This window comes from Streptomyces sp. NBC_00457 (assembly GCF_036014015.1).
Lineage (GTDB): Bacteria > Actinomycetota > Actinomycetes > Streptomycetales > Streptomycetaceae > Streptomyces.
Genome location: NZ_CP107905.1, coordinates 6070156 through 6085126, shown reverse-complemented (window position 1 = coordinate 6085126; position 14971 = coordinate 6070156). Strand labels below are relative to the sequence as shown.

The window sequence follows — 14971 nt, the reverse complement described above, 5'->3', positions numbered from 1 at the left end:
GTTGTGTGTGGCTGGTCGCGCAGTTCCCCGCGCCCCTTAGGTTTCTCGCACTACCGCCAGCAATTGGCCGACCGTTACCTGTTGTCCAGGTACTACGTCCAAGGCGCTGAGCGTTCCTGTCGTCGGCGCGGACACGCGGTGTTCCATCTTCATCGCCTCCAGCCACAGAAGCGGCTCTCCGGCCCGTACAGCCGCTCCTACGGCCAGCCCGTCCGCCACGCGGACCACCGTTCCCGGCATGGGGGCCAGAAGCGACCCGGGTGCGTGCTGGGTCGTCGCGTCGGGGAAGCGGGGCAGGGCCTTGAGGGCGGTGGTGTTGACGAAGATGTCGTCGCCGTAGCGCGTCACCTCGAACTTGCGCTGTACGCCGTCCGTTTCGAGTACGACCAGACGCGCGTCGGCGTGGACGACGCGTACGCCGTCCGCCTCCAGGCCCACGCGCGCGTGCCGGTAGTGGACCTCGTGTTCCTCGCCTGCCATCTCGTACCGCTTGGTGTGGGGCTGGGAGGGCACGTTGCGCCAGCCGCCGAAGCGGGAGGCGCCGTGGGCGTCGGCGAGGGCTGCGGCGAGGGGGGCGTGGGGGTCGGGGGTGGGGGTGGTGAGTTCGGGGAGGTGGCGGTCGTAGAACCCGGTGTCCATGCGGGCGGTGGTGAACTCCTTGTGCCGCAGGGAGCGGACGAGGAGGTCGCGGTTGGTGGGTGGGCCGTGGACGGCGGCGCGTTCGAGGGCGCCGGCGAGTGTGCGGATGGCCTCCGCGCGCGTGGGGGCGTGGGCGACGGCCTTGGCGAGCATGGGGTCGTAGTGGACGCCGATGGTGTCGCCGTCGGTGTAGCCGGTGTCCAGGCGGATGCCGTCGGGGACGGCGAGGCGGTGCAGGGTGCCGGTCTGCGGGGCCCAGTCGCGGGCCGGGTCCTCGGCGTACAGGCGGGCTTCGACGGCGTGGCCACGCGCGCGTGGGGGGTCGGTGTCGAGGGCGTGGCCTTCGGCGACGCGGAGTTGGAGGGCGACGAGGTCGATGCCGTACACGGCTTCCGTGACGGGGTGTTCGACCTGGAGGCGGGTGTTCATCTCCAGGAAGTGCGGTGTGTCGGCGGCGACGAGGAACTCGACGGTGCCGGCGCCCACGTAGTCGACGGCTCGGGCGGCGCGTACGGCCATCTCGTACAAGGAGTTGGTCAGTTCGGGTTTCAAACCCGGTGCCGGGGCCTCCTCGATCACCTTCTGGTGGCGTCGTTGGAGGGAGCAGTCGCGGGTGCCGAGCGCCCACACGGTGCCGTGTGTGTCGGCGAGGATCTGCACCTCGACGTGCCGGCCGTCCTCCACGTAGGGCTCGATGAAGACTTCGCCGTCGCCGAAGGCGCTGTGGGCCTCGGCGCGGGCGCCCTCCAACTGCGCGGGCAGGTCCTCGAGGCTGCGGACCACACGCATGCCGCGGCCCCCGCCGCCCGCCGCCGCCTTCACCAGCACGGGCAGGTCCGCCTCGGTGACCTCGTGCAGGGGCGCCATGCCCATGAGTTCCTTGGCGCGCGTCTTGGACGCCATCGCCTCGATCGCTTCCGGGGGCGGGCCGATCCAGGTGAGGCCCGCGTCGATGACCGCGCGGGCGAAGCCGGGGTTCTCGGAGAGGAAGCCGTAGCCGGGGTGCACGGCGTCCGCGCCTGCCGCGAGTGCGGCCTTCACGATCAGGTCGCCGCGCAGATACGTGTCGGAGGGCGCCGCCCCCGGCAGCCGTACCGCCGTGTCGGCCACGCGCGCGTGGAGGGCGTTTTCGTCGGCGTCGGAATGCACGGCGACGGTCCGGATTCCCAACTCACGGCAGGTGCGGAAGACCCGGCAGGCGATCTCGCCCCGGTTGGCGACGAGCACAGTCCCAATCATGTGATCCCTCATATCCGTCACATCCGGAAGACGCCGAAGCCACCGCGCGCGCCCTCGTAGGGGGCGGTGTGGACGGCCGACAGGCACAGGCCGAGGACGGTGCGGGTGTCGCGCGGGTCGATGACGCCGTCGTCGTACAGCCGCCCGGACAGGAACATGGGCAGGGACTCGGACTCGATCTGCTGCTCCACCATCGCCCGCAGCGCCGCGTCGCCCTCTTCGTCGTACGGCTGTCCCTTCGCGGCGGCCGACTGGCGGGCGACGATCGACAGCACGCCGGCGAGCTGCTGCGGGCCCATGACGGCGGACTTGGCGCTGGGCCAGGCGAAGAGGAAGCGGGGGTCGTAGGCGCGGCCGCACATGCCGTAGTGCCCGGCGCCGTACGAGGCTCCCATGAGCACGGACAGATGCGGCACCGTCGAGTTGCTGACCGCGTTGATCATCATCGCGCCGTGCTTGATGATGCCGCCCTGCTCGTACTCCTTGCCGACCATGTAGCCGGTGGTGTTGTGCAGGAACAGCAGCGGGATGTCGCGCTGGTTGGCGAGCTGGATGAACTGGGCGGCCTTCTGGGACTCCTCGCTGAAGAGGACCCCTTGGGCGTTGGCCAGCACTCCGATGGGATAGCCGTGGAGCGTCGCCCAGCCGGTGACGAGGCTGGTCCCGTACAGCGGCTTGAACTCGTCGAAGTCGGAGGCGTCGACGATCCGGGCGATCACCTCGCGCGGGTCGAAGGGGGTGCGCAGGTCGCCGGGGACGATGCCCAGCAGCTCGTCCGCGTCGTACTTCGGCGGCTCGGCCGGGCCCGGATCGCCGTACGTCTTGCGGTGGTTGAGCCGGGCGACGACGCGTCGCGCCTGCCGGAGCGCGTCCTGCTCGTCCACGGCGAAGTAGTCCGCGAGACCCGACACGCGCGCGTGCATCTCGGCGCCGCCCAGGGACTCGTCGTCGCTCTCCTCGCCAGTGGCCATCTTCACCAGGGGCGGGCCGCCGAGGAACACTTTCGCGCGCTCCTTGACCATGATCACGTGGTCGGACATGCCGGGGACGTACGCGCCGCCCGCGGTCGAGTTCCCGAAGACGACGGCGAGGGTCGGGATTCCGGCGGCGGAGAGCCGGGTGAGGTCGCGGAAGATGGCTCCGCCCGGGATGAAGATCTCCTTCTGGGACGGGAGATCGGCGCCGCCGGACTCGACGAGGTTGATGCACGGCAGCCGGTTGGCGAGCGCGATGTCGTTCGCGCGCAGGGCCTTCTTCAGGCTCCAGGGGTTGCTGGCGCCCCCGCGCACGGTCGGGTCGTTGGCGGTGATCAGGCACTCCACGCCCTCGACGACCCCGATGCCGGTGACGAGGGAGGCGCCGACCGTGTAGTCGCTGCCCCAGGCGGCCAGCGGCGACAGCTCCAGGAAGGGCGTGTCGGGGTCGAGGAGCAGCTCGATGCGTTCGCGGGCGAGGAGTTTGCCGCGTTTGCGATGCCGTTCGACGTACTTCGGGCCGCCCCCGGCGAGCGCCTTCGCGTGCTCGGCGTCCAGGTCGGCGAGCTTGGCGAGCATGGTCTCGCGGTTCGCCCGGTAGTCCGCGCCGTCGAGGTCGAGGGCCGTGCTGAGAACCGTCACAGGAGGGCCTCCGGGATGTCCAGGTGGCGGGAGCGCAGCCATTCGCCGAGGGCTTTGGCCTGCGGGTCGAAGCGGTGCTGGGCGGCGACGCCGGCGCCGAGGATGCCCTCGACGACGAAGTTGAGGGCGCGGAGGCCGGGGAGGAGGTGCCGGGTGACGGTCAGCTGCCGGCTTTCCGGGATCAGTTGCTGAAATCGGTCCACCGTCAGCTCGTGCGCCAGCCACCGCCAGGCGTCGTCCGTACGCGCCCACACCCCGACGTTCGCGTTCCCGCCCTTGTCGCCGCTGCGGGCGCCGGCGACGAGGCCGAGAGGAGCACGGCGCACGGGCCCCGGAGGGAGGGGCTCGGGCAGGGGCGGCTCCGGCACTTCTTCGAGTACGACGGTGTCCTGGGCCGGTGCCACAGGAACCCGCCGTCCGTCATAGAGGACCGCCACATGGGGGACGGCGCCATGGGGGACGTACACATCCTCGAAGACCCCATAAGGGGCGCCCTTTCCAGGTGGGGCGAGCACATGGAAGCCGGGGTAGCTCGCGAGCGCGAGCTCGATGGCGGCCCCGCTGAGCACCCGCCCCACGGCCTCCTGGTCCGGGTCCCGTACGACGAGCCGCAGCAGCGCGCTCGCGGTCTCCTCGGTGTCGGCGTCGGGGTGGTCGGTGCGGGCCAGGTCCCAGCGGACGTCGGCGGCTTTGGCGAGTACGGGGTCCATCTGCTGCCGCACCAAGGCCGCCTTGGCCTCGATGTCGAGCCCGGTCAGCACGAAGGCGACCTCGTTGCGGAAGCCGCCGAGCCGGTTGAGGCCGACCTTGAGGGTGGGGGGCGGGGGTTCGCCGTGGACGCCGTCGATGCGGACGCGGTCGGGGCCGTCCTGGGTGAGGCGGACCGTGTCGAGGCGGGCGGTGACGTCCGGCCCGGCGTACCGGGCGCCGCCCGTCTCGTACAGGAGCTGCGCGGTCACCGTGCCGACGTCGACGAAGCCGCCGGTGCCGGGGTGCTTGGTGATGACCGCCGTGCCGTCCTCGTGGAGCTCGGCGAGGGGGAAGCCGGGGCGTCGGACGTCCCCCTCCTGGAAGAACGAGTAGTTCCCGCCGGTCGCCTGCGTCCCGCACTCCAGCACATGCCCGGCGACGACGGCCCCCGCCAGCCTGTCGTACTCCCTGGGCCCCCACCTGAAGTGCGCGGCGGCGGGCCCGGTGACCAGCGCCGCGTCCGTCACGCGCCCGGTGACCACGATGTCGGCGCCCTCCCGCAGACAGGCCGCGATGCCGAAGCCGCCGAGGTAGGCGTGGGCGGCGAGGCTGCCGGGGTGCTGTGCGGTGAGGTCGTCGCCCTCGACGTGGGCGACGCGGACGGGGATGCCGAGCCGGTCGGCCAAGTCCCTCACGCGGTCGGCGAGTCCGGCGGGGTTGAGGCCGCCCGCGTTGGTCACGAGCTTGACGCCCCGCTCGTGGGCGAGACCGAGGGATTCCTCGAGCTGGCGCAGGAAGGTGCGGGCGTAACCGGCGCTCGGGTCCTTCAGCCGGTCCCTTCCCAGGATGAGCATGGTCAGTTCGGCGAGGTAGTCGCCGGTGAGGACGTCGAGTTCGCCGCCGGTGAGCATCTCGCGCAGGGCGTCGAACCGGTCGCCGTAGAAGCCGGAGGCGTTGCCGATACGGAGGGTCACGCCCCGGCTCCCTTCGGCGGGCGTCCGGTGCCGGGCGGGCCCGCGAAGGCTTGGGCGATGTCCAGCCAGCGGTCGGCGTCGGGGCCCTCGGCCCGTACGGCGAGGTCGACGCGGTGGGCGCGCTGGGTGACCAGGAGGCAGAAGTCGAGGGCGGGGCCGGTGACGCGGTCGGTGGCGTTCTCGGGGCCGTAGACCCACAACTCACCCGAAGGGGCGGCGAGTTCGACGCGGAACTCCTCGAAGGGCGGGGTCAGGCCGTGCACGCCGAAGGAGTAGTCGCGGGTCCGGACGCCGAGACGGGCGATGTGGCTCAGCCGGTCGGTGGGGGTGCGGGTCACGCCGAGTGCGTCCGCCACGTCCAGGCCGTGGGCCCAGGTCTCCATGAGGCGGGCGGTGGCCATGGAGGCGGTGGACATGGGCGGGCCGTACCAGGGGAAGCGGGCGCCTTCGGGGGCGGTCCGCAGGGCGTCGGCCAGGTCCTCACGTCCCGCGCGCCAGTACGCGAGCAGCCGCGCGGGCGGCTTCCCGGCACCCTCCTCCGCCCCGTTGTCCACGAAGTCGCCGGGCGCGGCCAGCGCCTTCTCGACCTCGCGGGAGAAGGCGTCCTGATCGGTCACCGCCAGCAGGGCGGCGTGGTCGGTCCAGGCGAGGTGGGCGATCTGGTGAGCGACGGTCCAGCCGGAGGCGGGGGTCGCGAGCTTCCACTGCTCCGGGCTCAACTCGGCCACGAGCGAGTCGAGTTCGTCGCTCTCGGCGCACAGATCGTCGATGACGGGCGTGGGGTCGGCCATGGGGCGAGGATGGCAGCGCGCCGAGAAACAAGCAAGCGTGCTTGCATTGTTAGCGGCCGGATTCAGACCCGATTCGGGTCGGCCTCAGAACAGCCCCAGGTCAGTGCGCCTCCAGCCCCTTCACGTTCCCCCGCCCCACCTGCGTCCGTACCGCCCCCATGCTGGCCGCGATGACCAGGGCGATCGCGGCGGCCTCGGTGGCGGAGAGGGCCTGGTGGAGGATGAGGAAGCCCGCCGTCGCGGCGATGGCCGGTTCCAGGCTCATCATGATCGCGAAGGTGGAGGCGGGGAGACGGCGCAGGGCGACGAGTTCGAGGGTGTAGGGGAGGACGGAGGAGAGGACCGCCACCGCCGAGCCGAGGGCGATCGTCGTGGGGTCGAGGAGCTTCGCGCCGGATTGGGCGATGCCCAGCGGGAGGAACACCAGCGCGGCGACCACCATGGCGAGGGCGAGCCCGTCGGCCTGCGGGAAGCGGCGCCCCGTACGGGCGCTGAAGACGATGTACGCCGCCCACATGGCGCCGGCACCCAGGGCGAACAGGACACCGACGGGGTCGAGGCCGCCGAAGCCTCCGCCGCTGAGGAGGAAGACACCGGCGAGGGCGAGAGCCGCCCAGACGAGGTTGACCGCCCGGCGGGAGGCGGCGACCGAGAGCGCCAGGGGGCCCAGGACTTCCAGGGCGACCGCCGGGCCCAGGGGGATGCGGTCGATGGACTGGTAGAAGAGCCCGTTCATCCCGGCCATCGTGATGCCGAAGACGACGACCGTGCCCCAGTCCGCACGCGTGTACCCGCGCAGCCGCGGCCTGCAGACGACGAGCAGGACCAGCGCGGCGGCCACCAGCCGCAGGGTCACCACCCCGGACGCCCCGGCCCGCGGCATCAGGCTCGCCGCGAGGGCGCCGCCGAACTGCACGGAGATGCCCGCGGACAGCACCAGGCCGATGGAGCCCAGGGAACCCCAGCGGCGCGGGGCACCCGCCGGAGCGGGCCCATGATCCGTCATGGGAGCGGCAACCGAGGTCGGGTCGGACGGGGCGGCGGCGCTGGGGGTGCTCACGGGGCCTTCCAGAGGTCAGCTCAGGGTTCGTTCGTCATTTCGTTCAGCATGATGCACTGCTCAGTCCAGGGTAGTGGACTTCGTCAGGCGTGTGAACTCGTTATGCCACTGTCTTTCATGACGAGACGCGCGACCCGTGCGAGGCTGAGCGGCGCGTGTCAGGGCCTGCGGAGCGTCGGCGTGGTCCGGATCAGGCGCCCAGCCCCTCCGCCAGCACCTCCGCCAGCACCTCCGCCACATGCCTCCCCCGGACCCCCGCCACCTCCCCCAACTGCGTCCGGCAGGAGAAGCCGTCGGCCAGTACCACCGCCCCCTCGCCCGCGTCCCGCACCGCCGGCACCAACTGCTCCTCCGCGCACGCCACCGACACCCCGAAGTGCCCCTTCTCGAAGCCGAAGTTGCCAGCGAGACCGCAACAGCCTCCGCTCAACTCACCCTCCAAGCCAGCCAATTGACGCAACCGCCGATCCGCCGCGTCACCCAGCACCGCGTGCTGGTGGCAATGGGTCTGCCCGACCACCGGACGGTCCACGCGGGGCGGCGTCCAGTCGGGCGCCAGCTGCTCCAGCGCCTCCGCGAAGGTCAGGACGCGGTCGGCGAGGCGGCGGGCGCGGGGGTCGTCGGGGAGGAGTTCCGGGACGTCGGTGCGCAGGGCTGCCGCGCAGCTGGGTTCCAGGACGATGACCGGTACCGGCCGGTCCAGCAACGGCTCCAGGAGGTCGAGCGTACGGCCCAACATTCGCCGCGCCCGGTCCAGTTGGCCCGTCGACACATACGTCAGCCCGCAGCAGACCCGCCCCCTGCGCCCCGCCATCGTCCTCGTCGGCGGCGGCACCGCCGAGATCCCCGCCGCCTCCAGGACCCGTACGGCCGCCTGTCCCACCGTCGGCGACAGATGCTCGGTGAAGGTGTCCGGCCAGAGCAGGGCGACCGTGTGGAGGCCGTCGCCGAAGGAGGCGTCCCCTTCCCGTACGGGCCTCAGGATCCGTCCGGCCCGCTCCTCGACCCGCCGCCCCCACCACCGGCTGAACGTCTCCGTCGCCAGCCGCGGAATCTCCCGTTCGGGCGCGAGCCCGCCCAGCCGTTTCGCGATCCGGGCCAACGGCCGCAGGGAAGCAAGGGCATTGACCAGCCATGCCGTGCGCGTACGCGCCACCGTCCGCAGCCACACCGGCAGCCACCCCATGCTGTAGTGCGCGGCCGGGCGACGCCGCCCCGCGTAGTGGTGGTGCAGGAACTCCGCCTTGTACGTGGCCATGTCCACCTCGACCGGACAGTCCGACCGGCATCCCTTGCAGGACAGGCACAGATCCAGCGCGTCCCGGACCTCCTCGGAGCGCCAGCCGTCGGTCACCAGCTCGCCCGCCAGCATCTCGTGCAGCAGCCGGGCACGCCCGCGCGTGGAGTGCTGTTCCTTGCCGGTCACGCGGAAGGACGGGCACATGACGGCGGACCCGGACGCCGATGTCGTACGGCATTTGGCGACCCCCACGCACCGCCGTACCGCCGCCGAGAAGTCGCCACCGTCGGACGGGTAGCCGAACACGACGTCCACCGGTTTGCGCGGCAGGACGGAGAAGCGGAGGTTGGAGTCCAGCGGCGCCGGGCGCACCAGCATCCCGGGGTTGAGCAGGTCGTCCGGGTCCCAGACCCCCTTCGCCCGCTCGAAGAGCCCCACCATCTCCTCGCCGTACATCTTCGGCAGCAGCTCCGCCCGCGCCTGCCCGTCCCCGTGCTCCCCCGACAGCGAACCACCGTGCGCCACGACGATCTCGGCCAGCTCCTCCGAGAAGCGCCGGAAGCGGCCGATCCCCGCATCGGAGAGGAGATCGAAGTCGATACGGACGTGGATACAGCCGTCCCCGAAATGGCCATACGGCGTCCCGCGCAGCCCATGCTCGCCCAGCAGCCCCCTGAAGTCCCGCAAATACGCGCCCAGCCGGGCCGGCGGCACCGCGCAGTCCTCCCAGCCCGGCCAGGCCTCGCTGCCGTCCGGCATCCGGGTGGCCGTACCGCTGGCGTCCTCGCGGATGCGCCACAGGGCGCGCTGATCGGCCGGGTCGGTCACGACCACCGCGTCCACGACGTCGGCGGCCCGCACGATCGTCTCCGCACGCGCGCGTGCCTCGGCCTGTGTGTCACCGCCCGTCTCCACGAACAGCCAGGCCCCACCCCGGGGCAGCGCGGCCGCCGACGGCACCATGTCGGCCGCCATGCCCTCCACCGTGAGCGGCCCGTACGGCAGCAGCCCGGCCGCCGCCTCCGCCGCCGCGCTCTCGTCGGCGTACGCCAGCACGGCCAGCGCACGCGCGCGTGGTGCCTCCACCAGTCGTACGACCGCCTCGGTGAGGACGCCCAACGTGCCCTCGCTGCCGCAGAAGGAACGGGCGACATCGACGCCCTTCTCGGGCAGCAGAGCGTCCAGCGCGTATCCGGAGATACGGCGGGGCAGGTCCGGGAATCCGGTGCGCAGCCGCGCCAACTCCCCGTCCACCAGGGCCCGTAGCCCCTCCGGCGCCCCGGACCAGCCCTGCCCGAGCCGCAGTCGCTCGCCGCGCGCGGTGAGCACGGACAGCTCCCGCACGCTGTCCGCGGTGGTCCCCCACGCCACCGAGTGCGAGCCGCAGGAGTTGTTGCCGATCATTCCGCCGAGCGTGCACCGGCTGTGGGTGGAGGGGTCGGGCCCGAAGCGCAGTCCGTGCGGGGCGGCGGCGTCCTGGAGACGGTCGAGGACGAGGCCGGGCTGGACGACGGCGGTGCGGATCCCGGGGTCCAGGGACACGAGCCGGTTCATGTGGCGGGTGAAATCCAGCACGATGCCGGTGCCGGTGGCCTGTCCGGCGATGGAGGTCCCTCCACCACGGGCCACCACCGGCACCATGTGGTCCCGGCACACCTCCAGCACGGCGGCGACGTCGTCGGCGTCATGTGGTGCGACCACACCCAGGGGGACGCGCCGGTAGTTGGAGGCGTCCATGGTGGTCAGCGCCCGCGAGGTGACGTCGAAGGCGACCTCACCCCGGACGACCTTGCGCAAACCGGCCTCGAGATCACTCATGCGTCCACACTCTCAGCCCGTCCGGCGTTTGAGGACGAGGCCGTTCAGGCCGAAGCGGGGGTCTGGGGGCGGCAGCCCCCAGGGGCGGACGGTCACCGAAACGCCGTCTCACCCGACGGACGAGGTTTCACCCAGGTTTCCCCCACCGGCTAACCTCACTCCGTGGCTGAGATCCAGATTCCCGCTGACATCAAGCCCGCCGACGGACGTTTCGGCGCGGGCCCCTCCAAGGTGCGGACGGAAGCGCTGGACGCGCTGGCCGCCACCGGCGCCTCTCTCATGGGCACCTCCCACCGCCAGGCCCCGGTGAAAAACCTGGTCGGCAAGGTTCGCGAGGGCGTCCGCGACCTGTTCCAGCTGCCCGAGGGCTATGAGGTCGTCCTCGGCAACGGCGGCTCGACCGCGTTCTGGGACATCGCGACCCACGGCCTGATCGAGAACAAGTCCCAGCACCTCACGTTCGGCGAGTTCTCCTCGAAGTTCGCCAAGGCCGCCAAGCTCGCCCCCTGGCTCGCCGAGCCGGACGTCATCTCCACCGACCCGGGCACGCACCCCGAGCCGGTCACGGCAGAAGGCGTCGACGTCTACGCCTTCACCCACAACGAGACGTCCACCGGTGTCGCCATGCCGATCAAGCGCGTGGCCGGTGCCGACGAGGGCGCGCTCGTTCTCGTGGACGCCACCTCGGGTGCCGGCGGCCTGCCCGTCGACGTGTCCGAGACCGACGTCTACTACTTCGCCCCGCAGAAGTCCTTCGCCTCCGACGGCGGCCTGTGGATCGGCGTCTTCTCCCCCGCCGCGATCGAGCGCGCCGAGCGCATCCACGCGTCCGGCCGCCACATCCCGGAGTTCTTCAGCCTCCCCACGGCGATCGACAACTCCCGCAAGAACCAGACGTACAACACCCCCGCCCTCGCCACCCTCTTCCTCCTCAACGACCAGCTGGAGTGGATCAACGGCCAGGGCGGCCTGGACTGGGCGGTCCGCCGCACCGCCGCCTCCGCCCGCACGCTGTACGGCTGGGCCGAGGACATCAAGTACGCCAACCCGTTCGTCACCGACCCGGCCAAGCGCTCGCAGGTCATCGGCACGATCGACTTCACGGACGAGATCGACGCCGCCGCCGTCGCCAAGGTGCTGCGCGCCAACGGCATCGTCGACACCGAGCCCTACCGCAAGCTCGGCCGCAACCAGCTGCGCGTCGCGATGTTCCCGGCGATCGACCCGGCCGACATCGAGGCGCTGACCAAGTGCATCGACTACGTGATCGAGAAGCTCTGATCGCAGCGGTACGACGATGAAGGGCGCCCTGAGAGTTCCGGGCGCCCCTCATCGTCATATATGCGGCCGTCAGCCCATCTGGGACTTCACGTGGTCGATGACGCGGTCGAACTCCGGCGTCGGCGAGAAGTCCATGAACTCGACGTCCTCCAGCGCCACCGGAATGTGGCCGGGTGCCCAGTAGAAGGCCTGACCCGCTTCGTACGTTTCGTCGCCCTCGGCCGTCTTCAGCTGGAGACGGCCCTTGAACACATAGCCCCAGTGGGGGCACTGGCACATGTCATCGGGCAGGCCCTTCATGGCCGGCTCCATGTCCGTGCCCTTCGGCAGGTGGATGAATGCCACGCTCATCTCGCCACCGAGTTCGGTCTTGCGCAGTTCCACACCCTCGCCTTCAAGGGCGACCGCGGTACCTTCCTTCGTCGCCGCCGTCATGATTCCTCCTGACTCGCCCCCTTCCAGTCTCAGCCCGGGGGCGGCGCCGCGCACATCCGTACCGATCAGCGGCTGAGCTTCTGGAACCGCCGTACAGCGAGCGGCAGGAAGATCAGTGTGAGGATCACCGGCCAGACTCCCGCCATCAGCAGGGCGTGCTGCTCGACCCAGGAGTCGCCGGTCGCGCCCGGTGAGCCGAAGAGGTCGCGGGTGGCCGCCGCCGTGGAGGAGATCGGGTTCCAGGCCGCGACCCAGCCGAGCCAGTCCGGCATCAGCTGCGGGGCGACGAAAATGCTGGAGATCATCGTCAGCGGGAAGGCGACCGCGAACAGTCCGCCCGCCGCCTCGGGGTTGGGTACGAGCAGACCCAGCCACACGCCGATCCAGATCAGCGCGAACCGGAGCCACAACAGCAATCCGAAGGCGGCGAGGAAGCCGAAGCCGCCGTCCGGCCGCCAGCCCATCGCGAACGCCGTCAGCATCATGATGCCGAGTTCCGCGCAGGCCACGACGAGGTCGGTCACCCCGCGTCCGGCGACGACCGCGGAGGAGGCCATCGGCATGGAGCGGAACCGGTCGATGACGCCCTTGGTGGAGTCGTACACCACGACGGTCGCCGTGTTGATGAAGCCGAAGGCCATGGTCATCACGAACATGCCCGGCATCAGGAAGTCCTGGTAGTTCCCGCCGCCGGGCACCTTCATGGCGCTGCCGAAGACATAGCCGTAGAGGAGGACGGACAGGATCGGGAAGCCCAGCTGCCAGGCGATGTTGACGGGCTGGCGCTGGTAGTGGGTGAGGCCGCGGCGGACGATGTTCCAGCAGTCGGCGAGGGCCCAGTAGGTGCGGCTGCGGGTGGGGTGCCCGGTCAGGTCGAGAGCGCTCACTTCGCGGCCTCCTTCTCGGTCTTCTCCGTACGGTGTCCGGTCAGCCGCAGGAACACGTCGTCCAGGCTGGGCCTGCGCAGCCCTATGTCCTCGACCGGCACACCCTCGTCCTGGAGGGTGCGGGCGACGTCGGTGAGGGCCGACACCCGGTCGGTCACCGGCGCGTGCACGCGCAGTTCGGTCTCGTCGGCCTCGGGTTCGCCGTCCGAGACACGGGCGACCACCTTCACCACGCGCGGGATGTCGGACCGCTCGGCGACCACGACCTCGATGCGGTCGCCGCCGACGAGGTTCTTCAGCCCGTCCGGGGTGTCGTCGGCGATGGACCGCCCCTGGTCGATGACGGTGATGCGGGAGGCCAGCTTGTCGGCCTCCTCCAGATACTGCGTGGTCAGCAGCACGGTGGTGCCGCTGGCCACCAACGCCCGTACGGATTCCCAGACTTCACCGCGGCTGCGGGGGTCGAGGCCGGTCGTCGGCTCGTCCAGGAAGAGGACCGCCGGGGCGAGGATCATCGACGCGGCGAGGTCGAGGCGGCGCCGCATGCCGCCGCTGTAGCCGCCTACGCCCTTGTCGGCGGCGTCGGCCAGGTCGAACTGGTCCAGCAGCTCGGTGGCCCGCAGCCGCGCCCGCTTTGAGCCGAGGTGGAACAGCCGGCCGAACATCTCCAGGTTCTGCCGCCCGGTGAGCACCTCGTCCACGGCGGCGTACTGCCCGGTCAGCCCGATCCTCGCGCGCACGTCGCGGGGATGCCGTACGACATCCAGGCCGGCCACCGTCGCGCTCCCGCCGTCGAGCCGGACGAGCGTGGACAGGATGCGGACGGCGGTGGTCTTGCCGGCGCCGTTCGGCCCGAGCAGGCCGTGCACGGTGCCCTCGCGCACGGTGAGATCGAAGCCGTCCAGGGCGCGTTTCTCGCCGTATCGCTTCTCCAGGCCTTCCGCCCGGACCGCGTAACCGTCACTCATGGGGTCCCCCTCCTCATCGGCCTTTCCTCAATTGAGTACACCGTACCCTATTGCGCGTACAGCGTACCCAATTTTTCCGCGAGGATCTAAGCTGAACGACATGACGAGCGGCAAGGGCGGTACCGGCTCCACGGAGACCAGCGGCAGCGGCGACATCGGGCGCACGCTCGAACTGCTGTGGGACACCGGCCGACGGCCCAGCCGCGGCCCGAAGCCGGGGCTGAGCGTGGACCAGATCGTGGAGGCAGCCGTCCGGATCGCGGACGCGGACGGCCTGGAGGCGCTCTCCATGCGCCGGGTCGCCGCCGAACTCGGCACCGGCACCATGTCCCTCTACCGCTATGTCCCCGGCAAGGGCGAGCTGCTCGACCTGATGCTGGACCGCGTCCAGAAGCCGTCCGAGAACCCGGCCGACCTCGGCGACGGCGACTGGCGCTCGGCGCTGGAGGCCCTGGGCCGCGCCACCCTCGACCTCTACCGGCGCCACCCCTGGCTGCTCCAGGTCAACCAGACCCGCCCGATCCTCGGCCCGAGCGCACTCGACGGCATGGAGAAAGTGCTCACGCTCATCCGGCCGATGGGGCTGAGCGACCCCGAACTGGTCTCGGCGATCATCATGATCGACGGGTACGTCGTCGGCGCGGCGCGCACGCAGCTGTACCAGCAGGAGGCGGAGCGCCGGACCGGCCTCACGGACGCGGAGTTCTGGCAGGCCCAGGTGCCGACACTGGAGAAGGTCCTCGCGTCGGGCCGCTACCCGGTGATGGCCTCCCTCTCCGAGGACACCTTCGGCCCCGACTTCGACCACTTCGAGTTCGGCCTGCAGCGGATCCTGGACGGCCTGGAGGTGTTCGTCGCCCGGCGCGGCGAAGGGTGACAGAGCAGGCGATCGGTGCCTGTATGGAAGGCATGGATACGACGAGCACGAGCCCCGAGCTCACCCGCTTCACCAAGCAGTGGGCCGTCCTCCTCACCAGCCACAAGAAGGACGGCACCGGAGTCGGCACCCCCGTGAGCATCGCCGTCGAGGGTGACCACGCGTACTTCCGCACCCCGGGCGCCGCCGCGAAGGTGAAGCGCCTGCGCAACAACCCGGAGGTGGAGATCGCGCCCTCCACCGTCCGCGGCGCCCCGACCGGTCCGGCGATCCGCGCGCGGGCCCGGCTCCTGGACCACGGCAGCGACGAGGACAAGCACGCGGCCCGACTGCTGCGGAAGAAGTACCCCTTCCTGCAAGGGGTGTTCGTGCCGCTGACCCACAAGGTGATGCGGACGCGGACGCTGCACTACGAGGTGCGGCCGGTGGCGGAGAACCCGCAGGACTGAGCAGGAC

12 protein-coding genes are annotated in these 14971 nt (G+C 71.2%); 3 read left to right on the top strand and 9 right to left on the bottom strand.

The window, feature by feature from the left end; genetic code table 11:
* Window positions 1–36: 36 nt before the first annotated feature.
* From OG828_RS27835 to OG828_RS27810, 6 genes are all read right to left on the bottom strand, one after another.
* Complete coding sequence (locus OG828_RS27835; RefSeq protein ID WP_328502644.1) at window positions 37–1878, bottom strand: acetyl/propionyl/methylcrotonyl-CoA carboxylase subunit alpha; 1842 nt, start codon at window positions 1876–1878, stop codon at window positions 37–39.
* 17 nt (window positions 1879–1895) lie between these two features.
* Window positions 1896–3494, bottom strand: coding sequence for an acyl-CoA carboxylase subunit beta (locus OG828_RS27830; protein ID WP_328502643.1), 1599 nt, complete (start codon window positions 3492–3494; stop codon window positions 1896–1898).
* Window positions 3491–5158 (bottom strand): acyclic terpene utilization AtuA family protein, encoded by a 1668-nt coding sequence (locus OG828_RS27825; RefSeq protein ID WP_328502642.1) that lies wholly within the window; start codon window positions 5156–5158, stop codon window positions 3491–3493. The genes OG828_RS27830 and OG828_RS27825 overlap by 4 nt, the downstream gene beginning before the upstream one ends.
* Entirely contained in the window at window positions 5155–5949 is a 795-nt protein-coding gene (locus tag OG828_RS27820) for a TIGR03084 family metal-binding protein (protein ID WP_328502641.1), read from the bottom strand. Before OG828_RS27820 ends, OG828_RS27825 begins: the two co-directional genes overlap by 4 nt.
* A 100-nt stretch (window positions 5950–6049) precedes the next feature.
* Entirely contained in the window at window positions 6050–7009 is a 960-nt protein-coding gene (locus OG828_RS27815; protein WP_328502640.1) for an EamA family transporter, read from the bottom strand.
* 190 nt (window positions 7010–7199) lie between these two features.
* The gene (locus tag OG828_RS27810) at window positions 7200–10067 is read right to left on the bottom strand and encodes an FAD-binding and (Fe-S)-binding domain-containing protein (protein WP_328502639.1); all 2868 of its coding nucleotides are present in this window, start codon (window positions 10065–10067) and stop codon (window positions 7200–7202) included.
* A gap of 162 nt (window positions 10068–10229) precedes the next feature.
* On the opposite strand from OG828_RS27810, the gene serC reads away from it, so the two are divergent.
* Window positions 10230–11348, top strand: a complete 1119-nt coding sequence (gene serC, locus OG828_RS27805; protein WP_328502638.1) for a phosphoserine transaminase — start codon at window positions 10230–10232, stop codon at window positions 11346–11348.
* A gap of 69 nt (window positions 11349–11417) precedes the next feature.
* Here serC and OG828_RS27800 read toward each other — a convergent pair whose 3' ends face one another.
* The 3 genes from OG828_RS27800 to OG828_RS27790 all read right to left on the bottom strand — a co-directional run bounded on the left by OG828_RS27800 (window position 11418) and on the right by OG828_RS27790 (window position 13638).
* Window positions 11418–11783, bottom strand: a complete 366-nt coding sequence (locus OG828_RS27800; protein WP_328362537.1) for a hypothetical protein — start codon at window positions 11781–11783, stop codon at window positions 11418–11420.
* A 65-nt stretch (window positions 11784–11848) separates the two neighbouring features.
* Entirely contained in the window at window positions 11849–12670 is an 822-nt protein-coding gene (locus OG828_RS27795) for an ABC transporter permease (protein ID WP_328502637.1), read from the bottom strand.
* Complete coding sequence (locus OG828_RS27790; RefSeq protein ID WP_328362531.1) at window positions 12667–13638, bottom strand: ATP-binding cassette domain-containing protein; 972 nt, start codon at window positions 13636–13638, stop codon at window positions 12667–12669. Before OG828_RS27790 ends, OG828_RS27795 begins: the two co-directional genes overlap by 4 nt.
* Window positions 13639–13738: 100 nt before the next feature.
* Here OG828_RS27790 and OG828_RS27785 point away from each other — a divergent pair, with 100 nt between their 5' ends.
* Window positions 13739–14515 carry a TetR/AcrR family transcriptional regulator gene (locus tag OG828_RS27785; protein WP_328362528.1) on the top strand — a complete coding sequence of 259 codons (777 nt, stop codon included), beginning with the start codon at window positions 13739–13741 and terminating at the stop codon, window positions 14513–14515.
* A 32-nt stretch (window positions 14516–14547) separates the two neighbouring features.
* A complete protein-coding gene (locus OG828_RS27780) occupies window positions 14548–14964 on the top strand; it encodes a PPOX class F420-dependent oxidoreductase (protein WP_328362525.1) in 417 nt (138 codons plus the stop codon).
* Window positions 14965–14971: the final 7 nt, after the last annotated feature.

What these genes read in the sequence shown, in the direction of transcription:
- OG828_RS27785 (WP_328362528.1), top strand. Translation starts at nt 13,739, where the DNA reads ATGACGAGCGGCAAGGGCGGTACCGGCTCCACGGAGACCAGCGGCAGC.
- OG828_RS27790 (WP_328362531.1), bottom strand. Translation starts at nt 13,638, where the DNA reads ATGAGTGACGGTTACGCGGTCCGGGCGGAAGGCCTGGAGAAGCGATAC.
- OG828_RS27800 (WP_328362537.1), bottom strand. Translation starts at nt 11,783, where the DNA reads ATGACGGCGGCGACGAAGGAAGGTACCGCGGTCGCCCTTGAAGGCGAG.
- OG828_RS27835 (WP_328502644.1), bottom strand. Translation starts at nt 1,878, where the DNA reads ATGATTGGGACTGTGCTCGTCGCCAACCGGGGCGAGATCGCCTGCCGG.
- OG828_RS27810 (WP_328502639.1), bottom strand. Translation starts at nt 10,067, where the DNA reads ATGAGTGATCTCGAGGCCGGTTTGCGCAAGGTCGTCCGGGGTGAGGTC.
- OG828_RS27820 (WP_328502641.1), bottom strand. Translation starts at nt 5,949, where the DNA reads ATGGCCGACCCCACGCCCGTCATCGACGATCTGTGCGCCGAGAGCGAC.
- OG828_RS27780 (WP_328362525.1), top strand. Translation starts at nt 14,548, where the DNA reads ATGGATACGACGAGCACGAGCCCCGAGCTCACCCGCTTCACCAAGCAG.